The 22,123-nt window shown below is 38.2% G+C and carries 15 protein-coding genes and 1 pseudogene; 15 read left to right on the top strand and 1 reads right to left on the bottom strand.

The window, feature by feature from the left end; all coding sequences use genetic code 11:
• Positions 1-153: 153 nt before the first annotated feature.
• Both C1642_RS07085 and C1642_RS07075 read left to right on the top strand, forming a co-directional pair.
• Complete coding sequence (locus C1642_RS07085; protein ID WP_000510211.1) at positions 154-2,208, top strand: GGDEF domain-containing phosphodiesterase; 2,055 nt, start codon at positions 154-156, stop codon at positions 2,206-2,208.
• A gap of 607 nt (positions 2,209-2,815) precedes the next feature.
• Positions 2,816-3,379, top strand: a complete 564-nt coding sequence (locus C1642_RS07075; protein ID WP_103236121.1) for a TetR/AcrR family transcriptional regulator — start codon at positions 2,816-2,818, stop codon at positions 3,377-3,379.
• Positions 3,380-3,594: 215 nt separating this feature from the next.
• Here C1642_RS07075 and C1642_RS07070 read toward each other — a convergent pair whose 3' ends face one another.
• Positions 3,595-4,167: a TetR/AcrR family transcriptional regulator gene (locus C1642_RS07070; protein ID WP_000043988.1), complete on the bottom strand. Its 573-nt coding sequence runs from the start codon at positions 4,165-4,167 to the stop codon at positions 3,595-3,597.
• A 330-nt stretch (positions 4,168-4,497) separates the two neighbouring features.
• Here C1642_RS07070 and C1642_RS07065 point away from each other — a divergent pair, with 330 nt between their 5' ends.
• The 13 genes and pseudogenes from C1642_RS07065 (at position 4,498) to C1642_RS07000 (ending at position 22,008) form a co-directional block, all read left to right on the top strand.
• A complete protein-coding gene (locus C1642_RS07065) occupies positions 4,498-5,361 on the top strand; it encodes an iron-containing redox enzyme family protein (protein ID WP_032014121.1) in 864 nt (287 codons plus the stop codon).
• Positions 5,362-5,740: 379 nt separating this feature from the next.
• Positions 5,741-8,562, top strand: a pseudogene (locus tag C1642_RS07060) (DUF2345 domain-containing protein).
• Positions 8,563-8,568: 6 nt separating this feature from the next.
• Entirely contained in the window at positions 8,569-10,158 is a 1,590-nt protein-coding gene (gene tafE / locus C1642_RS07055; RefSeq protein WP_001113300.1) for a type VI secretion system effector DNase TafE, read from the top strand.
• Between the two features lie 14 nt (positions 10,159-10,172).
• Positions 10,173-11,033: a type VI secretion system immunity protein, TaeI family gene (locus tag C1642_RS07050; RefSeq protein ID WP_001070892.1), complete on the top strand. Its 861-nt coding sequence runs from the start codon at positions 10,173-10,175 to the stop codon at positions 11,031-11,033.
• A 128-nt stretch (positions 11,034-11,161) separates the two neighbouring features.
• Positions 11,162-12,040, top strand: coding sequence for a type VI secretion system immunity protein, TaeI family (locus tag C1642_RS07045; RefSeq protein ID WP_000564189.1), 879 nt, complete (start codon positions 11,162-11,164; stop codon positions 12,038-12,040).
• A 128-nt stretch (positions 12,041-12,168) separates the two neighbouring features.
• Positions 12,169-13,032 (top strand): type VI secretion system immunity protein, TaeI family, encoded by an 864-nt coding sequence (locus tag C1642_RS07040; RefSeq protein WP_103236120.1) that lies wholly within the window; start codon positions 12,169-12,171, stop codon positions 13,030-13,032.
• Positions 13,033-13,164: 132 nt separating this feature from the next.
• Complete coding sequence (locus C1642_RS07035; RefSeq protein ID WP_001108359.1) at positions 13,165-13,716, top strand: hypothetical protein; 552 nt, start codon at positions 13,165-13,167, stop codon at positions 13,714-13,716.
• A gap of 504 nt (positions 13,717-14,220) precedes the next feature.
• Complete coding sequence (locus C1642_RS07025) at positions 14,221-15,813, top strand: peptide chain release factor 3 (protein WP_000008538.1); 1,593 nt, start codon at positions 14,221-14,223, stop codon at positions 15,811-15,813.
• A gap of 69 nt (positions 15,814-15,882) precedes the next feature.
• On the top strand, positions 15,883-16,725 hold the full coding sequence (locus C1642_RS07020) for a hypothetical protein (protein WP_103236119.1): 843 nt from the start codon (positions 15,883-15,885) through the stop codon (positions 16,723-16,725).
• Between the two features lie 87 nt (positions 16,726-16,812).
• Positions 16,813-17,754 (top strand): RsiV family protein, encoded by a 942-nt coding sequence (locus C1642_RS07015; protein WP_103236118.1) that lies wholly within the window; start codon positions 16,813-16,815, stop codon positions 17,752-17,754.
• Positions 17,754-18,566, top strand: a complete 813-nt coding sequence (locus C1642_RS07010; protein ID WP_103236117.1) for a TatD family hydrolase — start codon at positions 17,754-17,756, stop codon at positions 18,564-18,566. The genes C1642_RS07015 and C1642_RS07010 overlap by 1 nt, the downstream gene beginning before the upstream one ends.
• A gap of 124 nt (positions 18,567-18,690) precedes the next feature.
• Entirely contained in the window at positions 18,691-21,417 is a 2,727-nt protein-coding gene (gene acnA, locus C1642_RS07005; protein ID WP_103236116.1) for an aconitate hydratase AcnA, read from the top strand.
• 117 nt (positions 21,418-21,534) lie between these two features.
• On the top strand, positions 21,535-22,008 hold the full coding sequence (locus C1642_RS07000; RefSeq protein WP_103236115.1) for a RidA family protein: 474 nt from the start codon (positions 21,535-21,537) through the stop codon (positions 22,006-22,008).
• Positions 22,009-22,123: the final 115 nt, after the last annotated feature.

Below are 22,123 nucleotides of genomic sequence, written 5' to 3'. Positions count from 1 at the left end.
AAAAAATACTTGACCAAATGTTAGATAATGTTATTGTTTATAACTGACTAAAAAAGTCGAATTTACTAATTTTTCTTTAACGTGTTTAATTGTATTTTGTGCAATGAGTTGAACAAAATAAAAAAAAGTATTGAATAATCATGGAAGTCCAATATGGGTCATGTTGATTACGATAGCACATTGATCGTCGGCTCTTTTATTGCGGCTGGCGCTATTTGCTATATTGTGATTTCCATGGAGCAGTTAATATTTAAGCAAACTTATAAAAAGATTGAGCCGTTTATTTTGTTACTCAATGGATTATTACTCGCAGCAGCGATTAGTATTGTCCATATTGTCGGCATGCATGCTTACCATTTATTTGAAGCAGCTTCCTCGAACGTTCCTTTAATTACACTGGCTTTTGGCATTAGTGCTGTACTTTCAAGTGTCGCAATTTGGCTGACTTCTCGTTTTACACTTCCTATATTTAGACTCATTTTAAGCTCAGTCATTATGGGAATTGGGATTTCTGCTTCTTATTATGTGAGTATGTTAGGCTGGAATATTGATATTTATAAGAAAGACTATACCTCTTTTCTTATTTTATTTTCTGTCTTAATTGCCATGAGCGGGTCGGGATTAGCTTTCTTGCTGGCCTATAAATTAAAAGAAAGTGAACGTCACCGTATAAGTTTAAAATTAGCCTTTGCAGTGATGATGACCCTAAGTATTATGGGGATGCACTATACGGCACTTATTTCGACAAATATTACCGATAAGTTTGTAAGCCAATATCAGGCTGAACATGACTTGCTGTTATTTACAATTATTTTGGTTACCTGTTTGGTGCTGGTCGCGAGTTTTATTGTTGCCGTGCTGGAACAACGACTGAACCAGCGAAATCTAGAACTGCGCAAAGCCAATAAAGAATTAGCCAACCTCTCTATTCAAGATAACTTAACTAAATTACCAAACCGACTTTATCTAGTGGATTACGCCGAAGTTCTCCTTTCAGATCACCGTTATAAAGACCAAAAAATTGCTTTTCTCTATATTGATTTAGACCGTTTTAAATCGGTAAATGACGCGTTTGGACACCACATTGGTGATCAACTGCTTATACAAATGGCCAATCGTTTACATTGGCAACTCAATGAAAAATGTAAATTGCTTAGAATTGGTGGGGATGAGTTTTTACTAATTGCTGAAAACACTGATACTGAAGAGGCAATGCAACTTGCTGAAAAAGTATTACATCTTATTCAAGACAGTTACCAAATTTCCGGTAAAGAAATTAATATTTCAGCAAGTCTAGGTATCGCACTGTTCCCTGAACATGGGCAAAATGTTCAAGACCTGCTGATGAATGCCGATGCTGCCATGCTGATGTCTAAAGAGCAGGGCCGCAATACTTATACCGTCTTTAGTTATTCTACCCATCAACAAGAAACAAGAAGTCAGTCAAAACTGATCAATGATTTATACAAAGCAGTCGAAGAAAAACAATTTGTTCTCTACTACCAGCCAAAATTTAATACCAATCTTGAGATTTGTGGGGTAGAAGCACTCATTCGCTGGAACCATCCATCTTTAGGTATGCTGACACCGCATATGTTTATTGGTGGCGCGGAAAAGACAGGTTTAATTATTCCAATGGGATATTGGGCGCTTGAGCAAGCTTGCCAACAAATTCAGGAATGGGAACGTAGCAATACGCAGTTTTATCCAATCGCAGTCAATTTATCGGCCTTGCAGTTCGAAAATAAAAAGCTCTTTAGTACACTCGAAGGTTTGTTAAAAAAATACCAAATTCAGCCGCATCACCTCATTATTGAAATTACCGAATCAACCGCAATGCGGCATATCGACTTAAGCATTCGTGCTTGTGAACGACTGCGCGATATGGGTATTCGGGTGGCAATTGATGACTTTGGGACAGGGCACTCAAGCTTCTTATATTTAAAAGATTTACCAGTCGATGAACTTAAAATTGACCGTGGTTTTATTGTCGATTTAAAACCAGGCTCAAAAGAAGAGGTCATTTTAGAAAGTATTATTCATTTGGCGAAAAAGTTAGGTTTAACCGTAACAGCCGAAGGGGTGGAAACACAGCAACAAGTTGAGATTTTAACGCGCTTGGGCTGTCAGCAGTTCCAAGGTTATTTGTTGGGTATGCCTGTAAATGTAGGGCAACTGATTCAGTCGCAAGGCGCTCATTTTGTTTAACCTAAATATTTGGTTAAATTTATAAAATACTACTTGATATAATATTTAAAATAATAATTTAGTTAATCTAATGAAAAATAATAAGAATTTTTAAAACTTGTCATAAATTCCACATTGACACTTGTAAACTCTCAGATTATCCTTTGCCTGCTGGCCTACATTGCCAGCCGGTTGTCGCAGACCGATTAGTAAAGGCATCAGATTATTCCCTCTGAGGAGTAGTCTTGTGTGTACAATCGTCCCTCGCTCGTTGCGGTAGGACGAGTGAGGGACACCTTTGGGTGTGCTGATTCTTTACTATCAGTCTGCGAACCCTTGCTCGTTCTGCCACCATAATCTTTTATTAATGCTTTGGCAGAACTCCCCAAATAAGGAGTTGGCTATGCATACTATTTTTACACCTCCCAGTTAGTCTTTATGCAGTTTGATCACCTTTAGGTTTTCAGGCGTCAGTTCTTCACGACTAAAAAATCATATCAACAATAAAACTTGAGATGCGTTAGGGCAGTCTTTGGGGCCTTTGCATGCTTTTTTTGCTTAGAGCAAAAGTTGCAGTCGTTTTATCTCTTTTAAACACAACAAGAAATTATTTTATAACGGTAACTATATGCCATATTCAGATCTCTCATTTCGCGCGTTAAGCGTGCTCCATAAGTCTCGCTACCTTTTTAATAAACATGGTTTTCATAACGTAGGAGTAGACCGCATTGTGCGAGAAGCAGAGGTGCCAAAAGCTTCGTTTTATAACTATTTCCACTCTAAAGAACGGCTTATTGAAATGTGCCTACACTTTCAAAAAGACATCTTAAAAGAGCAAGTACGCTCAATCATTTACATACAAAAAGATTTAAGCTTGCGTGAAAAACTCAAGGAGATTTTCTTTTTACATACAAATCTGGATGGTTATTACCACTTGCTATTTAGGGCTATTTTTGAAATTGAAAAACTCTACCCCGCAGCTTATCAAGTGGTTGTACAGTATCGGCATTGGTTAACTAATGAAGTTTATAAATTGCTTTTAACTGTGAAGAAAGATGCTACGAAAAGCGATAGCGATATGTTTTTATTTACATTAGAGGGGGCTATTATTCAGCTGCTAGATGAAACTAGGGGTGATACGAGAGAACTGTTATTTACTTATATTTTAAAGGGTATTTTTCTTAAAGATTAATTTATTAAAATCTATATGTTTATTAACTGATATATTTAGAATAACTAAATTTATATAGAGTTCAGGCGGTTGTGCTTTTAAAACATATCGGCCTGAACTTTATATTGAACCAGATAAAAAACAGATCTGATCACCTGATAGAGCATGTATTACAGATCTTCTCATCTTCAAAATAAAACTTATAATATGGTAAGGAACCGTAATAATTAAATTTTTTAAGCAGCTTCATATTTTTGTTTTGTTTCAAGCTCAATGAGTTTATTTATATAAGACCATGTTTCTTCAGAGTTAATTTCTGGTTTGTTAATAGTCCCGTCAATAATAAGCCCATCTATAATGTTAAGAAAAAGACTGCTTAATACTTTTGGATCTTCAATTTCTAACTCTAAAAATATAGATAAAACTAGACTGTAAATCCATTCACGGTATTTATTTACTTGTTTTTTAATAGAAGGATAGAGCTGCAGGACTTCTATCGTTGCTTTTTTAAATAAACAACCACTAAAATCTTCAGTGTTAATCCAGTCGATATACCAATTAAAAATACTTTTTAGTTTATTTAATGGGTCATCTACACTATTAACTTTATCTAATAAAGAAGTTTGGACTTCTAAAATTCTTCGGCGAAGACACTCTTCAATTAAAACTTCTTTAGAAGAGAAGTACTTATAAAAAGTCATTTTTGCAACTTTAGATTCAGCAATAATTTTGTCTACCCCAATAGAGGTATAACTTTTCTGATTAAAAAGGGTCATTGCTGTTGTTATAATCGTTTCTCTTTTTGACATTGGTTGCCCCGTCATAGATATTTTTTGATTAACTTTGCTATTGTAAAGTATGAAAGCTTAAATAAAACTTATTTAATGATATTTAAAAAATTATATTTATTCAATAGCTTGGTTTGCCTTGATAAATAAAGAAATAAATATTTTATTGGCAATAGTTTACTTTTTTAAATAATATTAATTAATCCATTGATTTGTTGAGATAATAAACATAATATCAATTCGTTAAGTATGGGTATACGGAATTTATCCTTTTTACGTTCGAATACGTAATGGAAATAGAGGGATAGCCTTTAGCTTAACTATAAGAAAAACTTTTTATTGAGAATGATTATGTCAAAAAAATTTGAAGACTTTAATAATCCAAGAGAAAAAGCATTGCAGGGGATGAAAGATAGTATTCCCGCTTCACAATGGGAAGAAAACTTACAGTTTCTCAAACAATTAAGGAATAAAATTGCGCAATTGCCAGTAAGTAAACACCCTGCAATTGAAATATTAAATAACGGTTATCTTGATAAACAAACCCTCACTCGTATTCATTTAGAATATCGTCATGCCATTGTTCAGATTTTTACCGATGCTTTATTAAAGGCGCAGTTTCTGACAAAACAATTGGAGCCAAAGCTTCACTCGGGCGCTAAAATGTTTCCACGGGTGTTGTTGAGCTTAAATATATTAGATGAATTTGGTTTTCGACCGGGTTTAGATAAAGATCATTATTATTTAGGCAACCCTGAATATGCACATTATCCATTATATGAAGATTTGCTAAATGACTATGGTTTGACTGAGGCTGACCGCCGTAATTATAAACCTTCAAAAATTGCAGATCAGGTGAGAACATTTTTAGAAGCTTCTTACGATCGTTATATTAATGTGGTGGCATTATTGGCGGTGGCAGAAGAAGAAGTCATTCTTTTTAGCCCGCCATTACGACAAGCAACCAAGTTTGTAAATATCGATGTTGAGGGTGGTGGTTATTACCATGTACATGGCGTTTCAACAGATGAAACAGCTGAAGCTGCTGATGATGACCATCAAGATGACCTTTGGTTTGCGTTGGCTCAAGCCATTACCAAAGATGACTATGAAAACTTGATTCAACTATGTCTTGATTATTGTGCATTGTGGACTGAGTTTTGGGATGCACAAATTGCCGATGTCCAATTTATTGAAGAAAAGAAATTAGCATAAGCTGTTCAGTTTATTCGTAAAAAGCCTGTTGATATTGAACAGGCTTTTTTAATGGCTCAATTAAAAATATTCCAAATATGAAAACACGGATAGACAACTCAACAATCTCTAAACAGGACCTATAAATCTGCTACAATTACGCCAATTTTTATTTTGATCGACTTTAGATCTTTGGCACTGCAATCTCCGCAGTAGGTGTATTTCATGAGTTTTAAAGATGAGTTAGCGGCACAGGTCGCTGAAGTATTGAGCTTTTTATTTTAGTGTATGGATAGGGTGTCCGACTAGCCATTAACATTGCAATTGATATAAAAAATAGACAGATCTGTACGCATTTTATAAAATATAATCGATTAAGTCTCAATTTATAACAAACGTAATGTTTAATAATATTTCCCAAGTTTTAGAGAGTATAGGTTTTCTCTCACAGCATCGTTCGGTGTATCTCCAGTTTTCAGATGCATCCCTGAATAGTCAGGTTTTTTTACAACGTATAGATGGGCAACATTATCTTAATCAGGGCATGACAGCCGAGCTGATTTGTTTATCAACCAATGCTCATATTCCACTCAAAACATTTATTGGGTTGCAGGTTGCGGTTGATCAGGTCACAGATCAAGGCCAACAGTTTCGTACTACAGGGATTATTACTGGAGCATCACAAGGTCAGAGTGATGGTGCTCTAACCTTATATAAAATCACCATAAGTGATCCAACCTACCTCTGGCATAAACGCAGAAACAGTCGTGTGTTTATGAACAAAAGTGTACGGGATATTAGCGAAATTCTGTTTAAAGAATGGCAGGGGAAAAGTCCTTTATTTGCATCTAGTCTGACTTTAGATTTGAGCGGCTTAAAACAGACCTACGATGTCCGTCCTTTTGTTATGCAGCTCAATGAAAGCGACTATGACTTTTTAACTCGCTTATGGCGTAGTGAAGGTATTAGTTGGCTCATTGATGAAGCAGAGCTTACCGTGGCGAGCAATACGGACAATATTCAGCCACAAAAATTACGCCTTATTGATGACAATAGCCAGTATCAGGCACTGACTAGAAGGACAATCCGTTACCATCGTAGCAGTGCAACTGAACAGTTTGACAGTATGACCAGTTTGATCGCTGGACGTCATTTGCAGCCGACTTCTGTTTTTGTGCAGCGTTGGCAGTCAGATGTACTACAACAAACTGATGGGGCAGGCAGTGTACAAAGTACACATCAGCATAGTACCAGCTATGACAATCAAAGTTTAAGCCTTGAAGATGCATGGCACTTCAGTCCGGCATGGATGCAGGATTTAAACGGCGAAGATGGGGCAACCTCAGCAAGTAATCAACAACTGGAAAAATTTAACCAGAACTTAAGCGCTTACCATGATGCCCAATCCAAACAGTTTGTTGCTCAAACCACAGTACGGGATACACAAGTTGGTTACTGGTTTGAACTGAATGAACACCCTGAAATTGATCTGCATAGTGGGGCAGATAAAGAGTTTCTGATCATTGGTAAGCATTACTACAACCAAAATAACTTACCGAAAGACTTAAACCAGCAAATACAAACTTTAATTACACAAAGCCATTGGCAATCTAGTCATACAAAAGAGCGTCAAGGCAATCAACTGATTTTACAACGTCGCCATATTAAGACAGTTCCTGAATATCAGCCCTTACAAGATCGTCCTCAAGCCTCTGTACAACGTGCCCGTGTAGTCGGACCTGAAGGTGAAAGTATCTATGTCGATCAGTGGGGCCGTATTAAAGTCCGATTTCTGTTTACCCGAGCTAATGACCATAGCCATGATGGAGGCGCGGGGAGTAACGACAAGGATACTGATTCGGCTTGGGTTGATGTTGTAACCCCGTGGGCTGGAAAAGGGTAGCACGCTTCTTGCCACGTGTTGGTGAAATTGTTGTCATCGATTTCTTTGACGGCAATATTGACCGTCCGTTTGTAGTGGGACGTATTCATGAAGCCGAACGTCATCCAGCCCAGTTCGACCAGAAAGGGCAGCTACCTGACACTAAAAAACTCAGCGGTATTCGTTCAGAAGAAGTTGATGGCAAAGGCTTTAACCAGCTACGTTTTGATGATACGACTGGGCAAATTAGTGCACAGTTACAAAGTAGCCATGCGGTCAGTCAGTTAAACTTAGGCAACTTAAGCCATCCAAAAGATAAGGCCGAGAGTGATGGTCGTGGAGAGGGCTTTGAACTCAGAACTGACCAGTGGGGCGCGGTTAGAGCAGGTAAAGGTTTACTTGTTAGTACCCATAAACAGGACCAAGCTCAAGGCACACATTTAAATGCAGCCGATGCCAAGCAACAAATCGAAGGTGGTCTTAATAATGCTAAGGCACTGAGTGAAGTTGCTAAAAACCAGCAAACTGATCCATTGGAAATGCTTGAGAACTTAAAAACGTTCATAGAGCAAATTGAACAACAAGATAAAGAGAAAGCTGCCACTTTTAAGCAAGCCTTGATGGTCTTAACAGCACCAAACAGTATTGCAGTCGCTAGTAATGAAGATATTCATTTAAGTGCAGATGGTCAGTTAAGCCAAAATGCTGGGGACAGCATTAGCCTAAGCACTCAAAAGAACCTGATTGCACATGCACAAAACAAGATTAGCCTGTTTGCCGCTCAACAGGGAGCACGGCTCTATGCAGGCAAAGGTAAAGTTGAGATACAAGCGCAAGGCGATGGAGCAGATTTAATTGCCCGTAAAGGTATCCAGATTATTTCTACAGAAGACAAAATAGAAATTAATGCTTCTAAAGAAATTGTGATTACCTCGGGTGGTTCCCAAATCAAGATTAATAGCTCAGGTATTTTTCCAGTCACTGGCGGGAAGTTTGAGGTGAAGGCTGGGCAGCATGTGTTTATGGGGGGAGCAAAGGCAGATTATGTTTTGCCTTCTTTACCAACACAAGAAATCAAGACCGATGACTTATTACTAGAATATTTACATAGTGATGGCACACCTGTTAAAGGTGCTGATTATGAGGTTTTATTATCTGATGGTTCCATCCGTAAAGGAAAACTAGATGCTTCGGGTAAGGCTATTGTGAGTGGTGTACCTGCTGGACGAGCCAAAATCCAATATGGAGAAGACCAAAGTAAAGATGAATTTCCAGCTTTAGAAGTAGATGACTGGTTTACTCAACTTGGAAGCAGTACAAAGACTGGAAAAGAGGAATAAAGAATTATGCCAGATCCTCAAAATCAACAATTCTGGTCAAAGATCGCAGAACGACCTACGGAAATACAACAGCAGTTTTGGTATGGCGCTGAAAAATTAGCAAAGTATCTCAATGATAATCCAGCTATGTATAAAGGTTATATGACCTATGATACAAGTAAGCCTGATCCTAATCTGTCATGGTGGGAAAAGATATTATTTTACAGTGGACAAGCTCACTACAATGAGGCGGTGACCCACTATAACACCAGTAAAGTAATCGCTGATCAAGGGAGCTGGTTGTGGGGCATGCTCAAAGGTGACTTTAATAAAGATCCTTCAATGTCTCAGATTATTGTTGGTGGACTCATAAGTCTTATACCTGTAGCTGATCAGGTGTGTGATATCCGCGATTTGATTGCCAATTTTATCACCTTGTCGGATGAGAAAGCCCGAACGAAAGATAACTATATGGCACTTGCTTTGACAAGTGTGGGTATCATTCCTGAAGTTGGTTCAGCAATCAAAACGATTGTGAAATCGAGTCGGGCAAAAGATGTTAGTAAGGTCAAGTTATTTAAGTTCATGGAGTATTTTGAGGAGGCTTTAACAAAGCTCAAAATTAAATGTCCATGGGGTAAGGCACCAGAGGCATGGTTAAGGTCTCGACCATGGAAAGGCATAGCGACACAAGCTTTTAATACTTTAAAAAATAATATTGACCGAATCCTATCTGTCATTAATAAGTGTTTGATACGGTTCAATGGTGCATTGAAAGTTGCCTTAGCAAAATTTCAGGCAACCCTAAACCATGTTTTAAATACCATCAAAAAGTATATTGATCAGTTGTGTGATGAAGTAGATAAGGCAATCGGTCGTTTATTACCTCAACAGCCATTAGCAATGGCACATGCTGGTGGCGGTGGTAAGAATGCCCCTACAGGGCGTTATGAGGCCAATGTTAGTTCCGGTAAAAAAACAGAAGCGAGTCATCGTCAAAAGAAAGAAACACCTCCACCACCAAGGAAAATGAAGCCGAAGCATGTGGTTGAGCCGTGTTTGGAACCGAAAAAAGGGTTGAGGAATAGTTGGGGTAAAAAGACTGGTAAGTCTCAGGCTGAACTAGATGCCGAGTTTGACCGTCAGCTTAAGCGGCAAGAGGAAGGGCTTAACCGTCTAACGGTTGAGGAGTATCAACAGAACAGACAACTTTATGAAAAGTATAAACGGGCTGGAACAGGTACTCAGCAACAAAGAATCCGAGAAGATATGCAACGACAGTTAGAGGAATCTGAATATAAAAAATTAAAAACAGAGCAACCTCAATTATCGAAAGGCCAAATAGAAAGAATGGCTGAAAATAATGCTAAAAAAACGTTAGAAGGATTAGATGTCTTACATAATCCAGATATGCAATTAGGTGGTTTTGATGTCAAATATGATCCTAAAAAGCCCCCTACACTAGATGATTTTGGGCATAGTGGTGTAAACCGTTCTATTGGCTCTCAAATGGCCGCAAAGAAGCGGCTTGCCAATATGGATGCGGCGGCAGCTCAAGCTAAAGCGAAGGGAATGGGGAAAGATGCGATGGATGTTGAATTGAAGCGTTGTAAGTAATAGAGGGTAGTAAGATGAACCAAGAAGATATTGATTACTTTTATGAGAAATATGGTCAACCAATTGATAAAGTTGAGGTGACAGAGGACATCATAAAAAAATATCGGGGTAAACTGCCTGAAAGTATTTTAGAACAATGGCATTTATTTGGTTTTGCTGGTTATTTGAATGGTTTGTACTGGATTACGAACCCAGATGATTATGCTGAAGTAATTTATGACTGGTTAGAGGAGACACCATTGCCTGATGATGATGTTTATCATGTATTGGCCCGTTCCGCATTTGGTGAGCTATTAATTTGGGGTGAACGTAATTATGGTAGATATTACATTAAAACAATGGAAGGTATCCTACATGACAATGGCGAACAGCTAGAAAGCGCTGAGTTTTATGGTAGTGATTTTTTCTTTTTACCTAAAAAAAATTATCTAGATTACACAGACAAAAATGGCAATAAACTATTTGATCGTGCTGTAAAAAAATTAGGTGTTTTAAAGGCAGATGAAATGTATGCATTTGAACCTGCTTTGGCATTAGGTGGGGAAGAATCATTACAGCACCTAACAAAAGTTAATCTTCCTGTTCACATGAAGCTACTAAAACAGGTAACTCCATTAAGATTGAGAACTTTTGAGGATCTTACGGCTGCTCTATATGGTACATCGTATAGTGTGGACGATTTAACAAGTGGACAAGATGCTGAGTCACAATATCAAGAATCTGTTCAAGCTGGAGAAGTTTGTCCTAGAACAGGTTACTGGACAACGCCTGCACAACCCAATACACGCCATTATTGTAAGAAAGGTGAAGTTCTTCCTGAAATTAAGGAACAAGACTGGGGTGAAGTGTATTGGTATTGGGATGGTGAGAACTGATTAGATGCCCGTAAGGGCATTTTTGTTTTTGCCTTTGTTTATAAATTGGGTAAAGCAAAAGTTCTGTAAGAGCGCATGAAAGATGTGATGGATGTTGAGTTCGAACATTGCCCTACATAGGATTAAAAATGATCGATGCAGATTTTGAATATTTTTTAGAAAAGTTTGGGCAACCGCAGCAAGCAGTTAGAGTCACAGACAATATTCTTAATAAATATAAAGGAAAACTCCCTGATCAATTATTGGAATACTGGAAAGAGGTAGGTTTTTGTACTTTTAAAGAAGGATTGTTTTGGATTACCAATCCTGATGATTATGCTGAAGATATTTATCACTGGTTAGAAAATACTGATATTCTAGATGAGGATGTTTGGCATGTTATTGCTAGATCAGCATTCGGAGAACTTTACTTATGGGGTGAAAAAAATTGGCAAAAATATGATTTAAATATTATAAATGGTGAAGTATTTCAGAATAGTGTAGGTTTTAACGATGAAAAGCATAAAAACGATGAAATTATTAGAAACTTCTTTGCTTTCTCTGATTTAGATGAATTTGATAGAAAAGATGAAAATCTTAAACCCTTATTTGACCGTGCTGTAAAAAAGTATGGTCCACTCTCAAGCAATGAAGTATTTGGTTTTGAACCTGCTTTGGCACTCGGTGGGAAGTCCGTTCTACAGAACCTGAAAAAACTGGATATTCATGTTCATATGGCAATACTCAAAGAGTTTACTAATGTTTATAAGACTGATCTGGAGGGGTTAGGGAAAATATTATATGGCGAGAATGCTTCTTTTAGTAAAGCTATTGAGCAGGTCAGTCAGATAGAAAAAACTCATTCTCAAGTTATTAGTATTCAAAGTGGTCAACCATGTACTAAGTCTGGCTATTGGTTTACTCCAGCCAAAGAGAATTCACGTCAGTATTTTAAAGAATGTGAAATATTTCCTAATTTTGTTACAGATTGGGGAGAGGTTTACTGGCAGTTCGATGGTGATGAATAAAAGAATGTCCGAAAGGGCATTTTTATTTCTACTCGGATTTATAAATATAAGTACAGCTAAAGCGAAGGGAATGGGGAAAGATGCGATGGATGTTGAATTAAAACGTTGTAAATAAGAGGATTCTAAATATGTTACATCCAGATTATGCAAAAGATTTTAAAGAATTGTTTGGTGAGCCAATTGATAAAGTTGAAGTCACAGAGGACTTCATAAAAAAATATCGGGGTAAACTGCCTGAAAGTATTTTAGAACAGTGGCGAATTATTGGTTTTGCAGGTTATTTGAATGGTTTGTACTGGATTACAAACCCAGATGATTATGCTGAAGTGATTTATGACTGGTTGGAAGAGACGCCATTACCAGATGATGAAGTCTACCATGTGTTAGCACGTTCTGCATTTGGTGAACTATTAATTTGGGGTGAACGTAATTATGGTAGATATTACATCAAAACTATGGAAGGTATCCTGCATGATAATGGGTTGCAAGAGGAAGGTGCTGAGTTCTATGGAAACCTCTTTTTCTTCTATTCAGATAAAGATTCGTTAGACCATATTGATAAAAATGGGAAAAAGCTATTTGAGCGAGCTGTAAAAAAATTAGGGGTTTTAAAGGCAGATGAAATGTATGCTTTTGAGCCTGCTTTGGCATTAGGTGGGGAAGAGTCATTAGCATATCTGACAAAAGTAAATCTTCCTGTTCACATGAAGTTGCTAAAACAGGTGACTCCATTAAGACTGAGAACTTTTGAGGATCTTACGGCTGCTCTATATGGTACATCGTATAGTGTGGACGATTTAACAAGTGGACAAGATACTGAGTCACAATATCAAGAATCTGTTCAAGCTGGAGAAGTTTGTCCTAGAACAGGTTACTGGACAACGCCTGCACAACCCAATACACGCCATTATTGTAAGAAAGGTGAAGTTCTTCCTGAAATTAAGGAACAAGACTGGGGGGAAGTATATTGGTATTGGGATGGTGAGAATTAATAGATGCCCGAAAGGGCATTTAGTGCTCAGTTGGCAGGTGTGATTGCAGAAGGCGGTGGAGAATAATATTGATTCTCTTGTCGAGAAAAAATTGAGCGTACATATTAAGAAAGTAGTATGGAGTATTAATAATTGAATTATTTGTTTAAATTTTTGCTAATTGTACCAGTTCTTCTTCCTATAACATCTTTGTTTGCTAAGGCTGATAATACTAAATATCATGCAGTAGCTGCTTTTATTACTGGTAAAGTTTATTCATGTGAATATAAAATAACTTATACTAATTATGAAAAGCAGAAAATATTTGAAAATGAAAAAGTAGCCTATAAAAATCTACCATTTATTTATACTAAATTGTTGCATAGTGTTTATCATAGAGAAACATATTCTAGGGATAAATTACCTACAAGTTTGAAAACTGATATGGAAAATGGCTCAACGGCGCAAGCACCAAGGGAGTTAAACATTAAAGTAGATTTTGATGTGAAGATGGATAAAAGAGCTTATAACATTAGACTTACCCCAAGTACAGGTTCAGAGAGCTTGGACCATAGTATTAAGAATGCTTTTTCAAGTGCTAAATTTGATACCAAGAAAAAATTTTGGTGGGGAGATACTTTAGCTTTTTCTGATGAAATACGATTAGAGAAATTAGATACTTGTCAGGTACGAAATCTTCATTAAATGTAAAATTAATAGCGATAGAATTTATTCTGGTAACTTTATTAATAATTACTTAAATTTTCAATAAATATGAGAGCGGATTGTAAATGATTTTTTTGCTACCTCTTCTAAGTATATGATAAATTTTACTACTTAAATTTGGTCGATACTATCCCTCATCATGCATAGGCATTTCAACTTTTCCATCTAAAAAGTCTGCATACCATTGAAGCATAGAGCGTCTGTTTCTCAGCTATCTATCATCACTGCCTAAGTCATTTAAATATGTTTGTACAGTAGTTCTAGAACTAGAAGAGATTATTGATAAACTATAATGTGAAAAAATTTAGAAGTCGTGAACTTAAACACCTAAGTAGTGATTTCAAATTTTGAAATATATGGACAAGTCTGGAGTTGTCCACAAAGTCGATAAAAACAATTTATAAATCTGCTACAATTACGCCAATTTTTATTTTGATCGACTTTAGATCTTTGGCACTGCAATCTCCGCAGTAGGTGTATTTCATGAGTTTTAAAGATGAGTTAGCGGCACAGGTCGCTCAACGACGCACATTTGCTATTATTTCCCACCCCGATGCCGGTAAAACCACCATGACAGAAAAACTGTTGTTATGGGGTAAAGCGATTCAGGTTGCAGGGATGGTAAAAAGCCGTAAATCTGATCGTGCAGCTACATCTGACTGGATGGAAATGGAAAAAGAACGTGGTATTTCGATCACCACGTCTGTTATGCAGTTCCCATATAAAGGTCACACGATTAACTTACTCGATACACCGGGGCACGAAGACTTCTCGGAAGATACTTATCGTACCCTTACTGCTGTTGACTCTGCACTGATGGTGATTGACGGTGCAAAAGGTGTCGAAGAACGTACCATCAAATTGATGGAAGTGTGTCGTATGCGTGACACACCAATTATTTCATTCGTCAACAAAATGGACCGTGAAATTCGTGAGCCACTTGAGTTGTTAGATGAAATTGAAAACGTCTTAAACATTCGCTGTGTACCAATTACATGGCCACTTGGTATGGGTCGTGACTTTGCTGGTGTATACAATATTCTTGAAGATAAATTGTATGTCTACAAAGCAGGTTTTGGTTCAACGATTACCGATATTGAAGTACGTGATGGCTATAATCACGCCGATATTCGTGAAAAAGTTGGTGAATTAGCTTGGGCTTCTTTTGAAGAGTCACTTGAGCTTGTGCAAATGGCAAATGAGCCATTAGACCGTGAACTTTTCTTACAAGGTAAACAAACTCCGGTTTTATTTGGTACAGCATTAGGTAACTTTGGTGTTGACCACGTTCTCGATGCATTTATGAACTGGGCACCTGAACCTAAAGCACATCCAACGCAAGAGCGTATGGTTGAAGCAAAAGAAGAAGGTTTCTCTGGCTTTGTATTTAAAATTCAAGCCAACATGGACCCTAAACACCGTGACCGTATTGCCTTCATGCGTATTTGTTCAGGTAAATACGAGAAAGGCCTGAAAATGAATCACGTACGTATTGGTAAAGAAGTTCGTATTAGTGATGCGTTGACTTTCCTTGCAGGCGAGCGTGAGCACTTAGAAGAAGCATGGCCGGGCGATATTATTGGTTTACACAACCACGGTACAATCCAGATTGGTGATACTTTCACTAGCGGTGAAAACTTGCACTTCACAGGTATTCCTCACTTCGCGCCAGAAATGTTCCGCCGTGTACGTTTGAAAGACCCATTAAAGTCAAAACAGTTGCAAAAAGGTTTGAAAGAGTTGTCTGAAGAAGGTGCAACTCAGGTATTTATGCCACAAATTAGTAATGATTTGATCGTGGGAGCTGTGGGTGTACTTCAGTTCGACGTTGTTGCTTACCGCTTGAAAGAAGAATATAAAGTTGACTGTGTTTACGAGCCAGTAAGTGTAAATACAGTGCGCTGGATTCATTGTGATGATGAAAAGATTCTTAACGAGTTTAAGAAAAAGGCACATGACCAACTTTCTATTGATGGTGGCGGACACTTAACGTATCTTGCGCCAAGCCGAGTGAACTTGCAGATTATGCAAGAGCGTTGGCCTGATATTGAGTTCCGTAGCACACGTGAACACTAATCATGTAAATGTGACAAACAGCTTCGAATAGAAGCTGTTTTGTTTTGAAAAATAAGAAAGGATGATGAAATGAACTTGAGTAAAAAGACAATTATTGCGCTTGTGGTTGCAGCCATAGCTCTAATTTTAGCTATTTGTATATTTGTCTGGAAAAAGCCTCAGTCTTCATCATCTTCTCAAGAAAATTCAGCTTCTACTCAAGACCATCCGGTTGAGAAAGCAGAGGTTTTACCTTATTTAAATTTGACCGAAACCAAAGCAAGTTATGCAGTGCCGTTTTGTGAAAAGAAAAATTGTATTGATGTCGGTATTCAAACCATAAAAACCCAAGATGCGTGGTTAAATAGCTGGATTGAAAAAAATCAGGCGAAAGTTATTCAAGCTCAAATTAATTTGAAAAAAGATTTAAGCCTTCAACAAGCGATTAATGCTTACGTGAAAAAGTCGGATGAATGGCAAGATAAGTATTCTAAAAATCGTGCTTATGAATTACACATTCGTACACGCATTGCCTCGCAGCGTAACCAGTATGTGTTATTGCAATTGGCTTTAGACAGTAAACAAGAAGAGATCACCATAAAAGACCGTTATTATTTTTTCGTGGCTGATCGTAAACTGCATAAAAACTTAACGTTGCTTGATGTGCTTAAAAAAGACCAGCAACCGACAGTACATCAAATTGTTCAAACTGCGTATCAGGACTGGTTGAAAAAGCAAACTGCCGATGTCAAAAAACAAGCCCCAAAAACTTTATATTGGGGACAAGCTGACTGGTTCTTTGATGGTGAAGGGGTAGGTTTGCACTATCAGGCAAATCAGATTACGAAAGATGCGCCTCAACTTGATATTTATTTAACAACAGAACAAACGAAAAAAATATTGCAACCTCAGGTTTATGAACAAATGTTTTAAGTTGGTAGCAGAATTTGCAACCTACTTGTAGATGCGCTAACTTCATATGAGTTATGCATAATCTTCTCAGAATAAAGGCAAAATATGATGTTAACTTCTAAGGCTTCGCTACGTTTAACGCTACTTGCTTCTGCGATATTTTTGGTGGCATGTCAGCCTAAAAGTGATCCTAAAGAGTCGGAAGATCAGCAAAAACCGGCTGTGGTTGAACAAAAGCCTGTAGAACTGACTTTGAAAGGGGAAACAGTTCCAAGTAAAGTGACTTTACCGGATTGTGATGGTAAAACTTGCCCTGAATTTACGGTAGAACGCCTACAAAGTAATTTCCCTTTTATTGATAAGATTATTGATCAACAAGTTTTAAAAGCACTTGGACAGATTCTTGAAATTGCAGAACCAGATGCAAAAGCAGCACAAGCTGATAAGAAGACAGAAGCTTCAGCAGCTGCCGCTACAGAGCAACAAGATAGTTTCGATGCTCAGGTTCAGCGCTATGCAAATTCATTTATTGATTTAGACAATGAATTAAAGGCTCTAAGTAGTAATCACCAGATTAATCTGTTGGTGAAACCTAAAATCATACAGTCTCAAGGTAAAGTCGTAACTGTTGTTGTAAATAGTAGTAGCTATTTAGGCGGGGCACATGGCTCGGCAGCGCAGCAATATTATAATTTTGACTTAAAGAAAGAAAAGCAGGTCAAACTTGAAGACTTATTACGTCCAGAGAAAAAAGCGGCTTTAGACAAATTAGCACATGAAGCGTTTAAAGCTTGGGTGACAGACTCAAAACTTGCAAATAGTGTGAGTGAATATGAGCAAGCTTGGCCGTTTAAACTCACAGAAAATTTCCTGTTAGGTGATCAGGGCTTAATTCTTCAATATGGCGAATATGAAATTGGACCTTATGTGGTCGGGCTACCTCGTTTAGTCATTCCATATGACCAATTACAAGAAGTATTGAAAGAAGAATATTTGCCGCAGCCTAAAGCTAAACCAGCTTCGACACCTGCCGCAAAAAGTGCCAGCTAATGCATCTGTTTGATACTCATACCCATTTTGATGTTGCCGATTTTGATGAAGATCGGCACCAGTTAGCACTTGAAGCTAAAAAAGTGGGTGTGGATGCTCTGGTGTTAATAGGCTTTTTACAGTCACGTTTTGATGATTTGGTACACACTCATCATCAGCTCAAGCAGTGGGACAACGTGCCTACTTCTTATTTAGCACCGGGGTTGCATCCGTTTTATATTGAGCAGCACAAACCAGAGCATCTTTCTCATCTTGAACAGATTTTGCAGCAAGAAGACTGCGTCGCAGTAGGAGAAATCGGCTTAGATACCTTCTTAAAGGAACACAAGCAGCCCGATATATATGCCAAGCAAAAACAGTATTTTGCTGATCAGTTAGATCTGGCAACTCAATACCAAAAACCGGTGTTGCTTCATATACGAAAAGCACATGGTGATGTGCTCGCACTATTAAAAGCGCATAAGTTTAAACTCGGTGGCATTGCTCATGCCTTTAGTGGCGGAGTAGAGGAGGCAAAAGGCCTGATTAAGCTTGGTTTTAAAATTGGTGTGACGGGACAAATCACGAACCCCAATGCGAAAAAGCTTCATACGGTTGTGCAGGCTATAGGTGCCGAGCATTTAGTGATTGAAACAGACTGTCCTGATATGACGCCACTTTGCTGTCAAACTTCAACTGAGCAGCGTACTCGAAATACGCCTGTGAATTTACCTTATGTACTAAAAAGTTTGGCTGAAAATTTAAATATGGCAGAGTCAGAATTAGCAGATTTGCTGTGGAAAAACTCTTTATCTGCTTTGAAATTATCGTAATAAAAATCAAAGATTAGAAATAGTAACTAAAACAAAACACAGCGATTAAAAAAGAAGCTTAAAGTAAGAAAACAACATGTAAAAACGTGAAAAATAACATTGCCAGACATGGGAGGATAACCCAATGGCTAAGTATAGCAATATCAATAGTTTTAATGCTTTACAGACGCTAACAGTAGGTTCCAGCAATTATCAGATTTTTAGCTTAACCCAAGCCGAGAAAAAGCTAGGTGACATTGCCAAACTGCCGAAATCATTAAAAGTACTGTTGGAAAACTTATTACGGTTTGAAGATCAGCACAGTGTTAAAACAGAACACATTTATGCTTTAGCTGAGTGGCTAAAAACCCGTACCTCAGATCAAGAAATTCAATATCGACCTGCACGGGTTTTAATGCAAGATTTTACCGGCGTTCCGGCAGTCGTTGACTTAGCCGCAATGCGTGCTGCAATGGCTGAAGCGGGGGGTGACCCTGAAAAAATTAATCCGTTATCACCTGTAGATCTGGTTATAGACCACTCTGTGATGGTAGACCATTTTGCCGATGATCAGGCTTTTGAAGAAAACGTTCAAATTGAAATGCAGCGAAATGGCGAGCGATATCAATTTTTGCGTTGGGGACAATCTGCATTTAATAACTTTAGTGTTGTGCCACCGGGTACCGGTATTTGCCATCAGGTCAATTTAGAATATTTGGCTCAAGCAGTGTGGCTAGGTGAAGACAACGGGGGTACAGACTCACATACCACTATGATTAATGGTCTAGGGGTATTAGGTTGGGGTGTTGGGGGTATTGAAGCAGAAGCTGCCATGTTAGGCCAGCCTATTTCTATGCTCATTCCTGAGGTGATCGGTTTTAAACTGACTGGAAAATTACAAGAAGGGATTACAGCAACTGACTTAGTGCTGACCATTACTCAAATGCTTCGCCAAAAAGGTGTGGTAGGTAAATTTGTAGAATTCTATGGAGATGGCTTAGCCGATTTACCACTTGCTGACCGTGCGACCATTGCTAATATGGCACCTGAATATGGTGCAACTTGTGGTTTCTTCCCAATTGATGAAGTGACTTTGGGTTATTTGAAATTAACAGGTCGTCAAAGTGACCGTATTGCATTGGTTGAAGCATATAGCAAGGCGCAAGGCTTATGGCGTAATCCGGGCGATGAACCTGTGTTTACAGATACTTTAAGTTTAGATATGAGTACGGTTCAGGCAAGTTTGGCAGGTCCAAAACGCCCTCAAGACCGTGTGCTTTTATCGGAAGTACCTAAAACGTTTAATGCGCTCATGGAATTAACCCTTAAGCCAGCCAAAGAAGCGAAAGAACGTTTAGAAAATGAAGGCGGTGGCGGTACGGCTGTAGAAGCGACCAAAGCCAATATTCAGCATGAAAGCCCATCTTGTGTAATTGAAGGACAAGAATATCCCTTAAATCATGGCGATGTCGTCATTTCAGCGATTACTTCATGTACTAATACTTCTAACCCAAGTGTCATGTTGGCAGCCGGTTTACTTGCTAAAAAAGCAATTGAAAAGGGTTTGCAGCGTAAACCGTGGGTAAAAAGTTCACTTGCGCCTGGTTCTAAAGTCGTGACTGACTATTTATTGGCGGCTGGGCTTACGCCGTATTTAGATGAGTTGGGCTATAACTTGGTCGGATATGGTTGTACAACGTGTATTGGTAACTCAGGTCCTTTACCTGAACCAATTGAAGATGCAATTCAGTGTCATGATCTAAACGTGGCATCTGTACTTTCGGGTAACCGTAACTTTGAAGGGCGTGTGCATCCATTAGTTAAAACCAACTGGCTTGCCTCACCACCACTTGTGGTTGCCTATGGTTTAGTTGGGAATATCCGTACAGACTTAACGACTCAACCAATCGGGCAAGGTAAAGATGGGCAACCTGTTTATTTAAAAGATATCTGGCCAAGTCAGGCAGAAATTGATGCCGTCTTACAAAAAGTAAATACCGACATGTTCCACAAAGAATATGCTGCGGTGTTTGATGGTGATGAAAGCTGGCAAGCGATTCAGATTCCAAAAAGTAAAACTTACGAATGGGCTGATGACTCGACTTATATTCGTCATCCGCCGTTCTTTGAGGGTATTGGTGAGCCACCAAAACCAATCAAGAATATTGAACAGGCACGTATTTTGGCAGTGCTTGGTGACTCGGTAACAACCGACCATATTTCACCAGCGGGTAATATCAAAAAAGACAGTCCAGCTGGCCGCTATTTACAAGAACAAGGTGTAGAGCCAAAAGACTTCAACTCTTATGGTTCACGACGTGGTAATCACGAAGTCATGATGCGAGGCACCTTTGCCAACATTCGTATTAAAAACGAAATGCTCGGCGGCGAAGAAGGTGGTAATACCATACATGTGCCAAGTGGTGAGAAGCTTGCTATTTATGATGCGGCAATGCGTTACCAACAAGAACATACACCGCTTGTGATTATTGCTGGTAAAGAATACGGAACAGGTTCTTCACGTGACTGGGCTGCCAAAGGAACGAACTTGTTAGGTGTAAAAGCTGTCATTGCTGAAAGTTTTGAACGTATTCACCGTTCAAACTTGGTGGGTATGGGCGTGTTGCCACTCCAGTTTGTTGATGGCCAAACCAGACAGTCCCTCAACTTAACGGGTCATGAAGTCATTTCGATTCGTGGTTTATCGGATGGTATTCAGCCTCATGAAATTCTTGAAGTTGATGTGAAAGGGCCAAATGGGGTAGCCAGCCACTTTAATGTGTTATGCCGAATTGATACGTTAAATGAGGTTGAGTACTTTAAGGCTGGTGGTATTTTGCATTATGTACTGCGGAATTTGATTGCTTCATAAATGGCTATTTTCAAAAGTTATATAAAAAAGCCTTATTCATGAGGCTTTTTTATTGTCTTTGTTTAATGGATAGGCTAAATATAAATGAAATAACTTTTGTTATAAGAAGAAGCAATAATGGATAGAGATACAGTATTTTTAAAAGTTGAATCTCGATTGGGGTATGATTTTTCAGGAGATATAAAAATAGGAGGTAAATATACCTCATTAATTGAACACGCTGGACTTGTATTTATTAGTGGTCAAATTCCAAGAGTGGGAGATACGGTACGGATTTGTGGAAAAGTTGGATTAGATGTTGATTTATCAGATGCACAGCTTGCTGCAAGTATTAGCACCATGAGAGCTTTAGCAATTTTAAAACAGCACTATGGGACTTTAGATGTTATTGGAAAAGTTTTACAAATGAATGTATTTGTTCATTCAACGTCATCGTTTATACAGCAAAGCGAAGTTGCTGATGGAGCATCTGAAATACTTTATGAAATTTTAGGTTCAGATACAGGACGGCATACACGTACATCGGTTAGTGTGTACCAACTTCCAAAAAATGCATCGGTTGAAATCAACTTCATTTTTGCTTTGAAATAAAAGTAAGTTAGTGGAATTCAATTATTTCAATTTTACTGGGTATTTTTATTTGTAAGAGCGGCAAGACGCTCTACGTAAAAAACAGTAAAATATATGGTTTGATTTTTTAGAGAAA

Origin of the sequence: Acinetobacter sp. AKBS16 (assembly GCF_002899995.1) — a bacterium.
Lineage (GTDB): Bacteria > Pseudomonadota > Gammaproteobacteria > Pseudomonadales > Moraxellaceae > Acinetobacter > Acinetobacter baumannii.
This window is presented reverse-complemented; position numbering and strand designations above follow the sequence as displayed.